This window comes from Imhoffiella purpurea (genome assembly GCF_000585215.1).
In the GTDB taxonomy this organism is placed as follows: Bacteria; Pseudomonadota; Gammaproteobacteria; order Chromatiales; family Chromatiaceae; genus Imhoffiella; species Imhoffiella purpurea.
Map to the genome: position 1 here is coordinate 1 of NZ_AONC01000005.1, position 17564 is coordinate 17564.

Annotated in this window: 14 protein-coding genes; 1 reads left to right on the forward strand and 13 read right to left on the reverse strand. The window is 64.1% G+C overall.

Going from position 1 to position 17564, the window contains the following annotated elements; genetic code table 11:
• Positions 1–280: 280 nt before the first annotated feature.
• The 13 genes from D779_RS02395 to D779_RS02455 all read right to left on the reverse strand — a co-directional run bounded on the left by D779_RS02395 (position 281) and on the right by D779_RS02455 (position 16037).
• Entirely contained in the window at positions 281–553 is a 273-nt protein-coding gene (locus D779_RS02395; protein WP_043748882.1) for an RNA recognition motif domain-containing protein, read from the reverse strand.
• Positions 554–817: 264 nt separating this feature from the next.
• Entirely contained in the window at positions 818–1393 is a 576-nt protein-coding gene (locus D779_RS02400) for an RNA recognition motif domain-containing protein (protein ID WP_081763286.1), read from the reverse strand.
• An 89-nt stretch (positions 1394–1482) separates the two neighbouring features.
• Positions 1483–2334: a transglutaminase family protein gene (locus tag D779_RS02405; RefSeq protein ID WP_043748888.1), complete on the reverse strand. Its 852-nt coding sequence runs from the start codon at positions 2332–2334 to the stop codon at positions 1483–1485.
• Positions 2335–2581: 247 nt separating this feature from the next.
• Positions 2582–3367 (reverse strand): hypothetical protein, encoded by a 786-nt coding sequence (locus D779_RS22060; RefSeq protein WP_157726300.1) that lies wholly within the window; start codon positions 3365–3367, stop codon positions 2582–2584.
• An 865-nt stretch (positions 3368–4232) separates the two neighbouring features.
• On the reverse strand, positions 4233–4490 hold the full coding sequence (locus D779_RS02415; protein WP_043748894.1) for an FmdB family zinc ribbon protein: 258 nt from the start codon (positions 4488–4490) through the stop codon (positions 4233–4235).
• 162 nt (positions 4491–4652) lie between these two features.
• Entirely contained in the window at positions 4653–6830 is a 2178-nt protein-coding gene (locus D779_RS02420) for a malate synthase G (RefSeq protein WP_043748896.1), read from the reverse strand.
• 214 nt (positions 6831–7044) lie between these two features.
• Complete coding sequence (locus tag D779_RS02425) at positions 7045–10875, reverse strand: PAS domain S-box protein (RefSeq protein WP_043748898.1); 3831 nt, start codon at positions 10873–10875, stop codon at positions 7045–7047.
• Positions 10875–11333: a response regulator gene (locus D779_RS02430; RefSeq protein ID WP_043748901.1), complete on the reverse strand. Its 459-nt coding sequence runs from the start codon at positions 11331–11333 to the stop codon at positions 10875–10877. The genes D779_RS02425 and D779_RS02430 overlap by 1 nt, the downstream gene beginning before the upstream one ends.
• Entirely contained in the window at positions 11308–12798 is a 1491-nt protein-coding gene (locus D779_RS20885) for a sensor histidine kinase (protein ID WP_052347727.1), read from the reverse strand. The genes D779_RS02430 and D779_RS20885 overlap by 26 nt, the downstream gene beginning before the upstream one ends.
• A gap of 128 nt (positions 12799–12926) precedes the next feature.
• Positions 12927–14660 (reverse strand): biosynthetic-type acetolactate synthase large subunit, encoded by a 1734-nt coding sequence (gene ilvB, locus D779_RS02440; protein ID WP_043748903.1) that lies wholly within the window; start codon positions 14658–14660, stop codon positions 12927–12929.
• A gap of 125 nt (positions 14661–14785) precedes the next feature.
• The gene (gene dsrE2, locus D779_RS02445) at positions 14786–15265 is read right to left on the reverse strand and encodes a sulfur carrier protein DsrE2 (RefSeq protein ID WP_043748907.1); all 480 of its coding nucleotides are present in this window, start codon (positions 15263–15265) and stop codon (positions 14786–14788) included.
• A gap of 87 nt (positions 15266–15352) precedes the next feature.
• The gene (locus tag D779_RS02450) at positions 15353–15583 is read right to left on the reverse strand and encodes a sulfurtransferase TusA family protein (protein ID WP_043748911.1); all 231 of its coding nucleotides are present in this window, start codon (positions 15581–15583) and stop codon (positions 15353–15355) included.
• 133 nt (positions 15584–15716) lie between these two features.
• A complete protein-coding gene (locus tag D779_RS02455) occupies positions 15717–16037 on the reverse strand; it encodes a rhd_2599 family sulfurtransferase (protein WP_043748914.1) in 321 nt (106 codons plus the stop codon).
• A 97-nt stretch (positions 16038–16134) separates the two neighbouring features.
• Between D779_RS02455 and cysG the strand changes: the two genes are divergently transcribed.
• Entirely contained in the window at positions 16135–17556 is a 1422-nt protein-coding gene (cysG, locus tag D779_RS02460; RefSeq protein ID WP_043748920.1) for a siroheme synthase CysG, read from the forward strand.
• Positions 17557–17564: the final 8 nt, after the last annotated feature.

Here is a 17564-nt window from a genome sequence, read left to right on the forward strand (position 1 = left end):
GAGGTTATGCGCGAGCGTCGTCAGGGGCGACCGGCTCCCGTTCTGCCGCCACCTGCTGCGGCGTGAGAGCAGGGGGGAACCGAACGGATACATCGAAAGTCGCGACCTCCCGTTGCTCGAAGCTTCGCATAGAGCGCCGGTCAACATGATCGTCGCCGACAGGCTCGGATTTCATCAATTTGAACATGGGCCGGCACTGTCCTCGCGGCGATCGGAAACCCGCCGGCCGATCACCAGCCGGCGCGCGCCTACCGCGAATCATCGACAGTGGATGACGACCTCAGAAACGCCGACCGGAGGAACCGCGATCAGTTCTCGGCTTGGCCTCATTGACCTTGATGGAGCGCCCCTGGAGCTCGGTACCGTTGAGCCCCTTGATCGCCGAATCGGCATAACTGTTATTCGCCATCTCGACGAAACCGAAGCCTTTCGATTGACCGGTGAATTTATCGCTGATGAGATTGACTTGACTGACTTCGCCAAAACGCGAGAATGCCTCGCGCAGATCCGCATCGGTCGTGTTGTAAGAAAGATTGCCTACGTAGATATTCATCTCTGTCTCGCTGTGCTCGGAAATTACGGAAAATAAAAGAATCGAATCCGGCCTGGACGGCCGTGATTTCGATCGGGACGCACCACTGGCGTGGCATCAGTGAGGCAGGGAGGCTACGAGGTCTCGGGAAAAATGCTTGTATTTCGGCGAAATCGGCAGACGCCATGAACCGATTCAATTCATCGGCTCATCTCACTAGACTGCACGGTAACAGGTCTCGAACGGGAAAGCACGCGATATTTCGATGGCCATTCGATCACGGGCTCAAGCCTTGGGTACACGACCGTACGCCGACTTCCATCCAGCCGTGTTACGCAGATTGAACCGATCCGCGCACCCTTGTGCAAAGGTCATCACCTCTTCCATGGTTCCATGGTGATAACCGACGATAGTCGCCGGACCGCTCTGGAGGGTATAGCGAAACCAATCGTTCCCGCCCTGGCCAGCACCCATGACCGTCTTTTCCACGGAAACGAGCGCATAAGGCTCTCGTGACGATCTGCCCGACCGCGAGTCCTGCTCCGAAGAGATGGCTGAACGAGCGGCCGAAACATTGGCGTCCAGGGAATCCTCGGAGCATTCGGACAGCTCGATGATGGCGCCATTGAATAGATGCCCATCCAGTTCGGCAAGCGCTTGTGCGGAGATATCGGATAACAGGTCGATATAGCCGACCCTCTGGAATCGACGCTGGAATTTATCTTCGGACAATCGAACGCCTTGAACAGTGCCATATGCCGCAAAAAGCTCCGCGACCTCGGCGGGGGTCGTCTCGCTGGAGAGATTTTTGATACATATCGTGACCACCGAAGGATTCGGAGCGGGAAATGCAGCCATCATTGATGGACCTCTGGTCAACAAAAAACGATGAAAAAGCGATCGCTCGAATCGCAATACCGCGATATCCGGTCGTGCTTGCGCACCTTGTTCTAGAGTTCGGAGACCCAGACACCCACGCTGAGCTCGGCTCCCGGCGGCCCCACGAAGGAACCGGCGACTGGAGGGACCGACTCGGGAAGCCGCGCGACCGCAACGGCGATATGCTGGGCACCCGCCATCTCGCCGATCGAGGGATCGAACCCCTTCCAGCCCGCGCCCGGCAGATAGACCTCCGCCCACGCATGCGTCGCGCCAAAGTTGAATGCCGATGGTTCGGCCTGCAGGTATCCGCTGACGAAACGCGCGGCGAACCCGAGGTGGCGGGCGGCCTCGATGAAGAGCGCGGCCGAGTCGCGGCAGGAACCTGTTCCCAGGGTCAGCGTCTCGACAGGACGCTGGACTCCGGGCTCCTCGCGCAGCCGATAGGACAGGCGCTCATGGATGTCGCTGCACAAACGCTGCAGCAAGGCGTAGGTCTGGATCGGCTCTCCATGTTTCCAGACGGACTCCAACCAGGCGCGAACGACATCTTCGCCACCGCGCGAAGCAATATCCATGTAGGGGAGCAGGACGCGCGCGTCTTCGGGAGAATAGCGGAAGGGATACTCGACCGCCTCGGAGTCCACCACGAAATCGAGCGGCAGCTCATTGTACTGCTGGATGACGACCTCGCTTTCGATGGCCAATCGGCTGGCAGAGGTCTCGAAGGTCGCGATCGCCACGGAGTTGTCTTCGACATCACGATGCCAACGCAGGATCGCCGGAGGACTGATCTCGAGTGTCGAAGACTCGATCCGCAGTTCGTGATCCTCTCTCGGCCGCAGTCGCAGGACGTGAGGCTGCAGTTGCACCGGCGCGGTGAAGGTATAGTAGGTGCGATGCAGGATACGATAACGTTGCATGTCCCTCACTTGAAGGTTATTCAGGTTCATGCCCGGAAGGAGGAGCCTCGAGAGGAAGGCCGAGTCGAAGGGCTGTTCGAACCGCTCGAGGACGAGATCCGCAAGCCTCCCATCTGGGTTTGCAGGCATGCCGCCCCTGCCTGGATCAGCTCAGACCTTCGGATGCAGCTAGACGCTCACGATCGTCGCTTGCATCAGATCGAATTCCGAGCCCAGAACGAGCCACCTCGGGCATGACGCCCTCTCTTCAAGGTCGAGCGCATTCACCCTCTCGTTTCTGGTAGGGCTCGCTGCATTCCCAGTCGTTCCCCGAATAATCGAGGTGCGCGTTTTCCGGCACCGCCACGGCGACACAGCCATCCATCGCCGCCCGATATCCTCGATCGCACCTCCAGCCCGGGCCATAAGAGGCATCGGTCAAATAGCCGTTCATGGGCACCTGAATGGGAACGCAGGCGCCTTCATTCGCCAGGAATCCCCGATCGCATGCCCAGCCGAGCCCATAGGTGACATCCGTCAGGTAGCCATTCGCAGGTATCTTGATGGCTACGCAGGCATCTCTCTCCGCTCGATATCCCCGATCGCATGCCCAGCCGGACCCATATCGGGTATCCGTCAGGTAGCCGTTTGAAGGCACCTTGACGGCCTTACAGGTCTCTTCCTCCAGTCGGTATCCTCGATCACAGGTCCAGCCGAGCGCGCCGGATAAGCTGAGATAGGCGTTTGCTGGAAGCTCGATGGCCACGCAGACATCGTCTGTCTTCCGGTATCCCCAATCGCACTTCCAACCAGCCCCGTAGGACACATGCGTTGCAAAGGCGTTGGCAGGAACCACGATAGCGACGCAGGCACCATCGGCCTCACGATAACCTCTATCGCACTGCCATCCGCTGCCATAGCGTTCCGCAGTCGCATGCCTGGGGATCCCAATGGGTGAATTCTGGCCAACCGCATGCCCCGGAACGAGCACGAGAAGCGCTAGATACGGCAGATAGAACGCGGACAAGGCAAAAGTTCGTCGAACCATGATCATGGGTGCTCCTTTCGTGTAAATCGAATTCACTCCCGGAGACCGCTCCAATCCATAAGGACAAGGGGGTGACGAGGAGTCCAGATCGCTATCCCTCAACGCCATGGCACATCGCCATGATCATCCGAAAGACAGACTCCGCCTTCCTAGGAAATCTCGGATCCATTTCGGTATGGCTCTCGACCTGGGCCAGCAGTGCTCCAAAAGCGGATTGACGCCCTTTTGATTCAGATCGGCCCGTCGATCTCGCCAGTCTTGCTTCCAAGTGGCGTTGTCTCGGCTCGTCATGACAAGGTTACCCCCCTGTTTGGGGCCAAAGGCTGGATGTGCAACTCGACCGTTGACTATATCGATCGACGAGTTGACGAGCTGGCGATGTGCTCGCCGATCGAACGGACACAAGGCATCGCGAGAAGAGATATGCAGGCCAGCAATCCGACCTGAGAAGCGTGAGAACGAGGAAGGAAGATGGTCGAGCAGTTCGTGATCAGGGAGGGTAGCACAAAACCCTGCGCCCAAGGCTTGATTTTCTTTTCAGCATCTGCTGATGCCTCGGGGCGGAAAGGCGAGCGCTCGGCCGGGATTCGGGATGGCCCGGCAATGAAAGAGACAGCGCCCGGCCCCGTCTAACGCGGGATGCGGGCGCCGCGGGCAATCAACCAGTCTGCAGAACTCCAGCAAGCAGTGCGGCAAGAGCACTTTGGTCTTGGGGATGGTCGAAACGGCCTGGCGCCGGGGCTGCACTTGGGAAAGTTCGGCGCGAACGAGAGCATGTGAATAGAACGCCACATCCTCTCACGGGTCGATACCACGAGCTATCGGTATCCCGGCCGATGCACCGAGATTCAGCCGCGAGAGGTCAAGCCGATCAATTCAGCCCGCACATTCCGCCAGCGCAGCAGGAACCGGTCGGACAGGCCGGCGCGTTGCCGCTGCCCAGGCTCGCGCTCGAGATGACGTTGCCGCCGGTCGCCAGACGATGCACGGGCGCGTCCGCCGGGGTATCGCCGGTCTCGATGCCGGCGCGAGCGCACAGATCGCCCCACGTCGCCAGGCTCTCGCTCATCCGATGATTCACCTCGATCACGCGGCCGTTGCTGTCGCAGCGGTAATCGTAAGTAGGCATGCTCAATCTCCAGGTATATCGATAACGGCTAATGCGCGCCATTATAGGCGAGCCGCCTCGGAGCGCAAAGCCCACCAATATGCAAGGTTTTGCGGCGACCAGTCCCCGGCCGCGAAGGATACCCGATAGCCCGGACAGCCTCCGCGAACCGGGACTGGTTCATCAGGATCGCTCGGCCTTGAAGCGTCTGCGCATGGCGTGCAACGTCGGCTCGGTATAGCCGTTCGGTACCTCGCAGCCCTTGAAGATGAGGTCGCAGGCGGCCTGGAAGGCGATGCCGTCGAAGCCCGGCGCCATCGGCCGGTAGAGCGGATCGCCGGCATTCTGGGCGTCGACGATCCCCGCCATGCGGCGCAGCGACTCCATCACCTGATCCTCGCCGACCACCCCGTGACGCAGCCAGTTGGCGATGTGCTGACTGGAGATCCGCAGCGTGGCGCGGTCCTCCATCAGGCCCACGTCGGCGATGTCGGGCACCTTGGAGCAGCCGACGCCCTGGTCGATCCAGCGCACCACATAGCCGAGGATGCCCTGGCAGTTGTTGTCCAGTTCTTCCTGGATCTCCTCGGGCGTCCAGGCGCCGTCCGGATCCAGGGGAATCTGGAGGATCTCGTCCAGGGTGGCGCGACGCCCGCCCTTGGCCAGCTCGGACTGGATCGCGGCCACGTCCACCTGATGGTAGTGCAGCGCATGCAGGGTCGCCGCCGTCGGCGAGGGTACCCAGGCGCAGTTGGCACCGGACCTGGGATGGGCGATCTTGGTCTCCAGCATGGCGGCCATCTCGTCCGGCATGGTCCACATGCCCTTGCCGATCTGGGCATAGCCCGGCAGGCCGCAGGCCAGCCCCGTATCCACGTTCCAGTCCTCGTAGGCGCGCAGCCAAGCGGCATTCTTCATGGCGCCCTTGCGCAGCACGGGCCCGGCCTCCATGTCGGTGTGGATTTCGTCGCCGGTGCGGTCGAGGAAGCCGGTATTGATGAAGATGATCCGCTCGCGCGCGATACGGATGCACTCCTTGAGGTTGACCGTGGTGCGGCGCTCCTCGTCCATGATGCCGATCTTGAGGGTATTGCGCGCCAAGCCGAGCGCGTCCTCTATACGCCCGAAGAGATCGACCGCGAACTGGACCTCCTCGGGCCCGTGCATCTTGGGCTTGACGATGTAGACGCTGCCCGAGCGCGAGTTGCGCCGCGCGCCGAATTCGGGATGCACGTCGTGCAGTGCGCAGAGCGCCGTGACCATGCCGTCGAGCATGCCTTCCGGCACCTCCCTGCCCTCGGCATCCAACACCGCGTCCGTGGTCATGAGGTGCCCCACGTTGCGTACCAGCATGAGCGAGCGGCCCGGCAGCGTCAGACTGCCGACACCGATGCGCGAATAGACGCGATCGGGCTCCAGTGCACGCTCCACCATGCGCCCGCCCTTGCTGAAGGTCGCGGTCAGATCGCCCTTCATCAGGCCCAGCCAGTTGCGATAGACCCCGACCTTGTCCTCGGTGTCGACGGCGGCGACCGAATCCTCGCAGTCCTGGATGCTGGTGATCGCGGACTCGATCTGGATGTCGGCGATGCCGGCCGCGCTGTTCCTGCCGATCGGATGCTCGCGGTCGACGCGGATCTCGATGTGCAGCCCCCTGTTGTCCAGCAGGATGGCGTCGAGCCGATCCGGGTTGCCGCGATAGCCGACGAACCGCTCCGGTTCCTGGAGCATGGTCTCGCTGTTGTCGGGCAGCAGCACCACCAGCTTGCCGTTGTCCAGACCATAGCCGCAGGCATCGACGTGCGAACCCCGGTTCAGCGGCACCACCTCGTCGAGGAAGGCCGCCGCGCGGGCCACCACGGCCGCCGCGCGGGCGGGATTGAGCTCCGCGGTTCGCTCGAGACCTCCCTCTTCCGGAATGGCATCGGTGCCGTAGAGCGCATCGTAGAGGCTCCCCCAGCGTGCGTTGGCCGCATTCAAGGCATAGCGGGCGTTGCTCACCGGTACCACCAGCTGGGGCCCGGCGATCTGTGCGATCTCCGGATCCACGTTGCTCGTGGAGACCGAGAAGTCCGGCCCCTCGGGCACCAGATAGCCGATCTCGGCCAGAAAGACCCGATACTCCTCCAATGCAACGGGACGCCCCGGGTGCTCGCGATGCCAGGCATCGATCTGGGCCTGGATCGCGTTGCGTCGCTCCAGCAGGGCACGGTTGCGCGGCGCGAACTCGCGAACCATGTCGCCGAAGGATGTCCAGAAGGCGTCCGGGTCCACTCCGGTTCCGGGTGCGATCTCATCCTGGACCAGATCGTAGAGTGCTTTGGCGACCTTGAGGCCGCCCACATCCAAGCGTTCAGTCATAGTCTCGACCTCCGTTTCCCTCGGACAGCGAGGGCCTTGTTTCAGTGAGGTATGGCAGGATCGATGATGCGGGATCGAAGCAATTTCAGGCCGTGTCTGCGCTGGCGCAACATTAGCCCGATTGATTACCTCAAGGCAAAGGATCCAAAAAGGAAATACTCAAAGGAACATCGACCAGCCGTCTGGAACGGTGAGACGGTGGATCGAGACGTTCTCAGGACGAGCGCCATCGCTGCCAGGCGGAGCGCAGCGTGACCAGGGCGGTGGAAAAGTCGAACAGCCGTATCTCTCGACCCAGTTGACGCGCCTGCTCGCCGAATGCCCGAACCAAGAGCGGCTCGTCGCGCTCGAAGGCCCGGCTCACGGCACTATCGTCCGTCGCCAGCAGCGATTCTAGACGCGAGACCACCTGCGTCAAGACATCTGGATCGATCGAGTCGGAGCAGGACGATACCTCCGAACCGGATTCGGCGCCCTCGCGCAACCGCCAGGCCCTCATCTCGCCGAGCATGGAATCGAGCGCATCGGCAAGCTGGCGCGCCCGGCGCACGGCATCGGGACGCGCCTCGCGGGCGCTGGACTCGGCCAAGGCCGCCAGATCGGCGAATCCATTCGCGAACAGGTTGCCCGCAGTCCCCTTGAGGCTGTGGGCGAGGAATGCGAGTCGCTTCCGGTCTCCATCCTCGACCGCCCGACGCAGTGCCAGGAGGTTCTCGGCACCGGACAGAAGCGATGTCTCGACCAGCTTGGCGGCGAACCCGACATGGTGACGGTAGCGGCCCTCCAGGGCGGACCAGTCGATCCAGTTCTCGCCGGATCGCCCGGAATCTCCGGCATCGGCTCCCGACAGCCGAGCCAGCGCAGCGGCATCGTGGATCCGGCTCCGGCAGACCGCCCCCACCCCGGCATGGCGACGCACCGCCGCCACCAGGGCATCGAGTTCGACGGGCTTGGCCAGGTGATCCCGCATCCCGGCCGCCATGCACTGTTCGCGCGCGCCCTCCATGGCGTGCGCGGTCAGACCCAGGATCGGCAGCTCGGGCGCCAGGGCACGGATGCGGCGGGTCGCCTCGTAGCCGTCCATGACCGGCATCTGAATATCCATGAGCACCAGGTCGTAGGCCATGGCGCCATCCTGCCGCACCCGCTCGACGGCCTCGGCGCCGTTGCCCACCGCAACCATCCAGCAGCCCTCCTGATTGAGCATCTCCTCGAGTACCAGACGATTCGCCTCGTTGTCCTCCGCGACCAGGACGATGAACCCCCGCAGACGCTCTCTGCCGGCGTCATCCGGCATGTCGGCGGACGGATCGCACACATCCCGGATGGAGCCGGCCGGGTCGACGAGGGGCAGACCGATCTCGAAACTGGAGCCCTCTCCGGCACGACTGTCGACGCCGATCTCGCCGCCCATGATGTCGACCAGCCGCTTGGTGATCGCCAGCCCCAGCCCCGTCCCGCCGAAACGGCGCGTGATGGAGCCGTCGGCCTGTTCGAAGGGCTGGAACAGATGGGCCAGCTGGGACTCGGTCATGCCGATCCCGGTATCGGACACCCGGATCGAGAGACGCTCGTCCGTCCTGGACAAGGACAGCACGACCCGACCCCGCTCGGTGAATTTGACGGCGTTCGACAGCAGATTGCCGAGGATCTGGGACAACCGCAGATCGTCGCCCTGACAGGTCGCCGGCAGATCGGGGGCGAGCTCGACCCGAAAGCGCAATCCCTTGGCGGCGACGCGCTCGCGCACCTGCTCCTCGGCGCGCCGGACGATCAGGCGCAGATCGACCCTGCCCAGCTCGATCCTCAGCTTGCCGGCCTCGATCTTGGAAAAGTCCAGGATCTCGTTGACGATCCCCAGCAACAAATAACCCGAATCCAGGATCCGGCGGAAGAAGTCCTGAGCCTTGCGCCGATCGCTCTCCCGAACCCCGACCTGGGCGAATCCCAGCACCGCGTTGAGCGGCGTGCGGATCTCATGGCTCATGTTGGCCAGGAACTCGCTCTTCAGCCGCGCCAGACGCTCGGCATCGGCGAGGGCCGCCTCGCGCGCCGTTTCGATCTGCTGTTGGAGCGAGATGTCGAAGAAGCTCACCACCCGGCCCACGACCTCTCCCTGTCTGAACATGGGATGGGCCGAATAGGCGACCGGCAGCCGGGAGCCGTCGGCGCGCCAGAAGACCAGCGGCTCCTGATGCACGATGCGCAGGATGTTGAGGGAGCCGCTCATGGGACAGTCCACGCGCGGATAGACGCGACCGTCGGGATAGCGATGATGCGCCAGATCGTGCATGCAGCGCCCCAGGACCTCGTCTTGCCCATAGCCCAGCATGTCGCAGGCGGCGGGATTGATGAAGGTCACCAGCCCTTGGGTATCCTCGCCGTAGATGCCGTCCGCGCTGGATTCGAGAATGAGCCGGCTGCGCTCCTCGGCCAGCCTCAGATCGAGCGTGCGGGACTCGACCAGTTCCTCGAGATGCTGCCGATAATGCGCCAGTTCCTCGTCGACCTGCTTGCGCTCGGTGATGTCCTCCTTGACCGCCAGATAGTGGGTGATCCGGCCGTCCGGCTGGCGCACCGGAGAGATGGTCGCCAGCTCGACGTATTCGCTGCCGTCCTTGCGCCGGTTGCAGAACTCCCCCCGCCAGACCCGGCCTTGACCGAGCGTGCGCCACAGCTCGGCGTGAACCTCCGCCGGAGTCCGGCCCGAGGCGAGAACCCGGGGGTTCCGACCGCGCACCTCGTCCGGATCGTAGCCGGACACCCGGGTGAAGGCGGGGTTCACATATTCGATACGACCCTCCAGGTCGGTGATGACGATGCTGTTGGGACTCTGCTGAACGGCCAGGGAGACCTTGCGCAGTTCCTCCTCAGCGGTCTTGCGTGCCGTGATGTCCAGATGGGTTCCGGCCATCCTCGAGGGCCTGCCGTCGGCGTCCCGCTCCACCACCTTGCCGCGATCCATCACCCAGACCCAGTGGCCGTCCTTGTGGCGCAAACGGACCTCGCATTCGAAATAGGGTACGAGGCCGCCGAAATGCTCCCTCAAACGCCGCCGGAACATCTCGGCGTCGTCAGGGTGACAGAGCGACCACAAGGTGCGGATGCCGACCGGATAGAGCTCCTCGAGTTCGTAGCCGAGCATCTGTGCCCAGCGCGCATTGATCTGGACCTCCCCGCTCTGAACGCGCCAGTCCCACATGGCCAGATCGGATCCGTCCAGGGCCTGCGACAATCGCTCCCGGCTCTCCTCCAAGGCATCCACCAGCTCCCTGCGCTCGCTGATGTCGCGATCGACGCCACGATAGCCGAGGAGCGCGCCATCCGGCCCCAGGATGGGCGTGCCGCTGGTTTCGAGCACGATGCGGGATCCGTCCTTGCGCAGACAGACGCGCTCGAGCAGGGAGAAGGAACGTCGCGCCGAGGCGATGTCGGCGAAAACCGCGCAGACCCGCTCGGCCTCGTCGGGCGGCATGAAATCGAAGGGCCGGCGCCCCAGCAGTTCGTCCGGCCCATAGCCGAGCAAGGCAAACGAGGCCGGGCTGGAATAGGTGTAGATCCCGGAGGCATCCATCTCCCAGAGCCAGTCGAGCGTGGTCTCGACGATGGCGCGAAAGCGCTCCTCGCTCTCTTTGAGTGCCTGCTGAGCGGCGGCGAGCGCCTGCTTCTGGCGTCCGGCCTCCAGTGCCCGCTCGAGCGCGGCGGGCAGCCGGGTCAGACGATCCTTGAGGATATAGTCGTTGGCGCCAGCGCACAGCAGCTCGACCGCGTTCTCCTCGCCGATCGCGCCGGTGACGAAGATGAAGGGAAGGTCGGCATCGCGTTCGCGCACCAGACGCAAGGCCGTGACCCCGTCGAACTGAGGGAGACTGAAATCGGCCAGCACGGCATGGGGACGAAAGGTCTCGAGCGCCACCATGAAGGCATCGGGATCCTGGACCCGTACCGCCTCGAAATCGAGACCGGAGCGGCGCAGGACGCGCTCGGTCAGCTCGGCATCGACCGGGCTGTCCTCGAGCAGGAGAAGACGCAGCCGTCCGTCCATCAGACGGAGCGAATCTCGGGAGGAACGCGGTTGACCAGGACCCAGTACATGCCGAGTTCGGCGACCGTCCTGGCGAAGTCGTCGAAGGCGACCGGCTTGGCCACGAAGCTGTTGACGCCCAGGCGATAGGTGGCGATCAGGTCGCGATCCTCCTTCGAGGAGGTCAGGATCACCACCGGCAGATCATGGGTCTGCGGGTTGGCGCGCAGTTGCTCCAGCACCTCGATCCCGTCCACCTTGGGGAGCCGCAGGTCCAACAGCACGACCCTGGGCAGACGCGCGGGACGATCCGCGTAGTCGCCGCGCTGGAACAGGAAGTCCAGCGCGGCCTCGCCGTCCTTCACCCATTCCAGGCGATTGGCCAGATGATGCTTCCTGAGAGCGCGAATGGCCAATTCCGCATCGTTCGGATTGTCCTCGACCAGCAGGATGTCAACCAGCGTATCTTCGGTGACCATGAACCTCTCCCGATTCCGGCTCGGTCCGCACGGGCAGGGTGAAACCGAAGGTGGCTCCGCCATCCTTACGCCCGCTCGCATCGACCTGACCCTCGTGTCTTTGCACGAAACGCTTGACGATCGCCAGGCCGACGCCGGTTCCCTCGAATTCGTTCATGCCGTGCAACCGCTGGAACAGCTGAAAGAGCTTGGAGGAATAGGCGTTGTCGAAGCCGACGCCGTTGTCCACGACGAGATAGTGGATCACGTCTCCCCGATGCTCCGCCAGGACCTGGATCAGGGGATGATCGCGCATGGATGTGAACTTGATCGCATTGCCCAGCAAATTGGCCCAGACTTGGCGGATGGCGCGCGGATCGCAGACGGCATTTGGCAGCGACCCGCGCTCGAAGCGGATTCCGGACTCGGCACGCTGTTCGGCCAAGTCGGCCCAGACCTCGTCGACCAGGGCATTCATGTCGACCCGAACCATCTCGAACTCCAGACGGCCCGCGCGAGACAGGGCCAGGATGTCGTCGATCAGCCGCTCCATCTTTCGGGCGTTGTCGCTCACCACGCCGATGAGCCGACGCCCCTCGTCGTCGAGGCCCTGGCCATACTCTTCCTCGAGAATGCGGATGAATCCGTCGATGGCACGCAAGGGCGCCCGCAGGTCGTGCGAGACCGAATAGCTGAAATTCTCCAGGTCCCTGACCGCGACCTCCAGTTCGCGGGCGCGTTCCTCGCGCGCCGCCTCGGCGCTGGCGAGCGATCGCGACATGAGGCTGAACTCGCGCGCGAGCTGCGCGAACTCGTCGTCGCCACGCAGCCCGAGGGTCAGGGGCACGGCACCGCCTCGACCGCTCATCGCCCGCACGGCCCGCGTCAGCCCCTGGAGCGCGGAGGCGATACGGTACAGCAGGGGATACATGAGCACCATCACCCCCAAGGCGGAGACGAGGATCAGGGAGAAGGCGCTGCCCCACAGCTCGTCGCTGTAGCCGATGACCAGACGCCGCGAGAGATCGTGCAGTCCGTGAACGAGCGGCTTGAGGACGGCGACCTCGGACTGCAGGCGCGCGACGACGCCCTGCACGCGGGTCAGCTCGACGGCGGTGAGCCCGGGCAGATAGAGACCGTCGAGCTCCATGTAGGCCCAGCGGACCTGAACCAGCTGCCGGCGCATCCCGGCCAGGATCCCTGCGCCCTCCCCCTCGGGAAAGCCCTCCTCCAGCGCCAGCATGCGGACATCGAGCCAATCGAGGATCTCGTAGCCTCGCCGCCGCTCCAGGTCGGAGCGCTCGTGCACGAAATACCGGACGGACGACTCGAGCTGCTCGAGCTGGTCCAGCATCTCGCTGACACGCCCCACCTGATCGCGCAGCTGCCCCAGCTCGAGCTGCCCCCGATAGAGGATGAGACCGAAGGCGACGGCCATCGCCAGAGGCAGCAGCCCGATCAGTATCAGCTTGGTCTTGATCCCCATTGGACCACGGCTCTGTTGGGAGCGCTGGAGGGCGACTCGGCGCATGCCTCCACCGCCCGACGAAGGTTCTCGGGACCGAGAGACCGAGCTGGCGGCACCTCCAGAGCCGCCAGAATCCTCGCGGCGGATCAGGACTCGATCATCTGCTCCAGGCTGTGGCCGGGGCGCACCATGGGGATGACGTTCTCGGCCTTGTCGATCCAGACGTCGACCAGCACGGGTCCCGGCTCGGCCAGCGCGGCGGCGATGCCCTCGCGCAGCTCGGCCGGATCCTTGATGCGCATGGTCTTGAGACGAGGATAGACGTATTTGAGTCCCGTCAGGTTGGGTATCTGACGCCGGCAGCCCTGATCCAGCTCGGTACAGTCGGGATCGCAATCGGCGGTTCGCGCCATGCAGGTCTCGTAATGATGGCCGCCGTCCATCATGTCCTCCCACTGGCGCACCATTCCGAGGAAGCTGTTGTTGAGCACGAACATCTTGAGCGGGATGCGGTTGGCCACGACCGTGCCCAGCTCCTGGATGTTCATCTGGAAGCTGCCGTCGCCGTCGAACAGAACGACGGGCCGGCTGGGATCGGCGAACCAGGAGCCCACGGCGGCCGGCAGACCGAAGCCCATGGTCCCCAAGCCGCCCGAGCTGACCCACTGGCGCGGACGCTGGAAGCGATAGTACTGGGCCGCCCACATCTGATGCTGACCGACTCCGGTCACCACGGTCGCGTCGCCAGCGGTCAGCTCGGAAACGATTTCGACCACCTCCTGCGGCTTGATGTATTCGCAGCGTTCGTAGGGCTTGGGCATCTGCCCGCGCCAGGTGGCGACGCTCGCCATCCAGTCCGCATGACTGGCCGTGCGGCGCGAGGCCAGCGCGTGGGCCAGGAACTCGTCGAGCCCGGCGACCAGATAGAGGTCCGTGGCGATGGTCTTGTCGATCTCGGACGGATCGATGTCGACATGGGCGATGCGCTTGCCCTCGGCGAATCCGCGCACCGCCACCCGGTCGTCGAAACGCCCGCCGAGCGAGAGGATGAGATCCGCGTCGCGCAGGGCGTAGTTGGCCGGGATGGTACCGTGCATTCCGGGCATGCCGAGATTGTGCGGCGCATCGAAGGCCATGGCGCCAAGGGCGTTGAAGGTGGTGGTCACGGGCACGTCGAACAGCTCGGCGAATCGCCGCAGCGCCTGGGCGGCATTGGCATGGATCACCCCGCCGCCGGCCTTGACGACCGGACGCTCGGCGCGCGCGATCGCATCCAGGATGGCGTCGGCCCGGACCGGATCGAAGGCGACCGGCTCGCGATGACGCGTCCTGGAGGCATTGCTCCGATCGGCCAAGGCCAGCTGGACGTCCTTGCAGATGTCCACCACCACGGGACCGGGACGACCACGGGTGGCCAGCGCGTAGGCCTCGCGCAGCACCCATTCCAGATCGCCCACGTCCTTGACCAGATAGTTGTGCTTGGAGATGGGCCGGGTCATGCCCACGGTATCCACCTCCTGGAAGGCATCCGAACCGATGGCGCCGCTCGGCACCTGGCCGGTGATGAAGAGCGTGGGCAGCGAATCCTTATGGGCATCGGCGATGGGGGTCGCGAGATTGGTAGCGCCCGGACCGGATGTGACCAGAGCGACGCCCACCCGGCCGCTCACCCTGGCATAACCCTCGGCGGCATGGCCGACACCGCCCTCCTGGCGGCAGAGGATGAACTTGGGCACGCGCGCGCCTCGGCGCAGACGCTTGTTGATTTCGACATGGATGGGGATCACGGCCCCACCCGTGTGCCCGAAGATATAGTCGACGCCGAGGTCGGTGAGCACATCGAGTAGGAGGGCAGCCCCGGAGGGGGTCGGGCTTGTCATGGCTGGGCAGATGGAAGGCAAACTGGCTTGTTGATTGGACCCCGATCATAGCGCGAGGACGGAGTCGTCAAACGAAGACGCCGCCAAGACGGCGGCGTCCGATGCACTCCGATCACGCGCGGCGATCAGATGTAGAGACAGATATCGCTCTCGCCGGCGAACTCGAAGAAGGCCGCCGCACCCGCGTACTCGACCCCCTCGATGAACTCCGACCGGTTCAGGTCGAACAGATCGACCGTCATCTGACAGGCGATCAGCTTGACCTCGGCCTCCTGGCAGAGCTCGCGCAGCTCCTCGATGCTGGCCACGCCCTTGTCCTGCATCTTTTTCTTCATCATGGAGGTCATCATGCCCTGCATTCCGGGCAGGGTCAGACCCAGTACGGGGAACCACTTGTCCATGCCCATCGGCATGGGCATGCCGGGATTTCCGAGCGGCGTCACCTCCAGCGCGAGCTTCTTCTTCAGCAGCTGCAGGCCGTAGAAGGTGAAGAAGATCTGCACCTCGTAGCCGAGCGCGGCGGCGGTGGAAGCCAGGATGAACGGCGGATAGGCCCAGTCCAGAGAGCCCTTGGTGGCGATGATCGCCAGTTTCTTCTGTTCCATCGAGTCCTCCTCGCGGGCCCGACCTTCAGGCGCGCGAAGTCAGTGTTGATGCGACGAAAAGATCGATTGGGCGAAGACTCTGGTCGGTCAGGACTTCTTGATCAGAAAGTGGAACTTGCCACCCTCCTCCTTGGACTCCATGAGTTCGTTGCCGGTCTGCTTGGCGAAGGCGTCGAAGTCTTTGACCGAGCCTGGATCGGTCGCGATCACGTGCAGGACCTGATCGCTCGCCATGGCGTTCAGGGTCTTCTTGGCACGCAGGATCGGCAGGGGACAGTTGAGGCCGCTTGCGTCGAGCTCCTGGTCGAAATCTGCCATTGAGTACCTCCGGTCTGAGTCTGTTGTTTTAGAATATCAGTAGACACGAGAATTCGCGGTTATAGGCGAATCCCATAAAAAAAACAAGTTACGTACAAAACGGTTACGCCATCTCGGCATCCTTGCGCTCGGGTCAGGCGCCCGTCTCGATCGGGTAGCCGTGGCGCGCCCAGGCGATGATGCCGCCTCTCAGGTTCAATACCCGGTCGTAGCCCTGTTGCATCATGAAGGCGCAGGCCTGATATGAACGGGCACCGCTGCGGCAATAGAGCACCACGTCCTTGTCCTTCGGCAATTCGCTCATCCGCACCGGGATCAGATGCATCGGCATCTGCAGTGCATCCGGAATGACGCCCTGCGCCATTTCGGCCGGGGTGCGGATATCCACCAGAAGCACCTCCTCTCCTTCCAGAAGCCGCTGACGCAGCGGCTCCGACTCGATCTCGTTGACCACGCTTCACGTCCTACCATAAAACTAAGCAATTAAGTATATTAAGGACTTTTGAATACCAACTCAACGATCCTGCGGGCTTATCACCACCGAAATGACCATGGAACTCCTCCCGATCTTTCTCGACCTCCAGGGCAAACCCTGTCTGGTGGTCGGCGGCGGCACCACGGCGGCCCGCAAGGTGGGCAGCCTGACGCGCTCAGGCGCGGCCGTCTCCCTGGTCGCACCGACCCTCTGCGAAACGCTCGAACGCAAGGCCGCGGCCGGCGAGCTCCGCTATCTCGCGCGCCATTTCGAACCGGAAGACCTGCCGGGAAACCGCCTCGTCATCGCCGCGACCGACGAGCGGGACACCAACCGCCGCATCGCGCGGCTCGCCGGCGAACTCGACATCCCGGTCAACGTGGTCGACGATCCGGACGCCTGCACCTTCCTGCTGCCGTCCATCGTCGACCGCTCGCCGGTCACGGTGGCGGTCTCGACCGGCAAGGCATCCCCGGTCCTGGCACGCCTGCTGCGCACCCGGCTCGAATCCCTGATCCCGGCCGGTTACGGCCGGCTCGCCGAACTGAGCGGACGCTACCGGGATCGCGTCAAGGAGCGCTTCGCCGATCAGCGCGACCGCCGCCGCTTCTGGGACCGGGTGCTGCAGGGCGCGGTCGCCGAGCGCATCTTCGCCGGCCAGTTCGAGGAGGCCGAGGCCGTCATCGAGCGCGAGCTGGCGCCCGACGCCCTGGATCGGGACATGGGCGAGGTCTATCTGGTCGGCGCCGGCCCGGGCGATCCGGACCTGCTGACCTTCCGCGCCCTGCGTCTGATGCAGCAGGCCGACGTGGTGGTCTACGACCGTCTGGTCGCCGACCCCATCCTGGAGATGACCCGGCGCGACGCCCGCCGCATCTATGTCGGCAAACAGCGCAACCATCACGCGATGCGCCAGGAGGAGATCAACCGGCTCCTGGCCGACCTGGCCAAGGACGGGTACCGGGTGCTGCGACTCAAGGGCGGCGACCCCTTCATCTTCGGGCGCGGCGGCGAGGAGATCGACACCCTGGCCGCCGAGGGCGTGCCCTTCCAGGTCGTTCCCGGGATCACCGCCGCCTCGGGCTGCGCCGCCTACGCCGGCATCCCGCTGACCCACCGCGACCATGCCCAGTCGGTCGTCTTCGTCACCGGCCATCTCAAGGACGGCAGCATCGACCTCAATTGGCCGATGCTCGCCCAGCCGAATCAGACGGTGGTCTTCTACATGGGGCTGGTCGGTCTGCCCGTCATCGTCGAGCGGCTCTTGGCCCACGGCGTCCCGGCCGAGATGCCGATCGCGCTGGTCGAACAGGGCACCACGCATCTGCAGCAGGTCCACACGGGCACGCTCGCGACCATCGGAGACATCGTCGAATCGGCCCAGCCCAAGCCGCCGACCCTGGTGATCGTCGGCGAGGTGGTCGAGCTACGCGACAAGCTGAATTGGTTCAGCCCTCCGGATGCCCCGGTCCAGGGCGCCACGACACCCATCGTCTAGACCCGCCC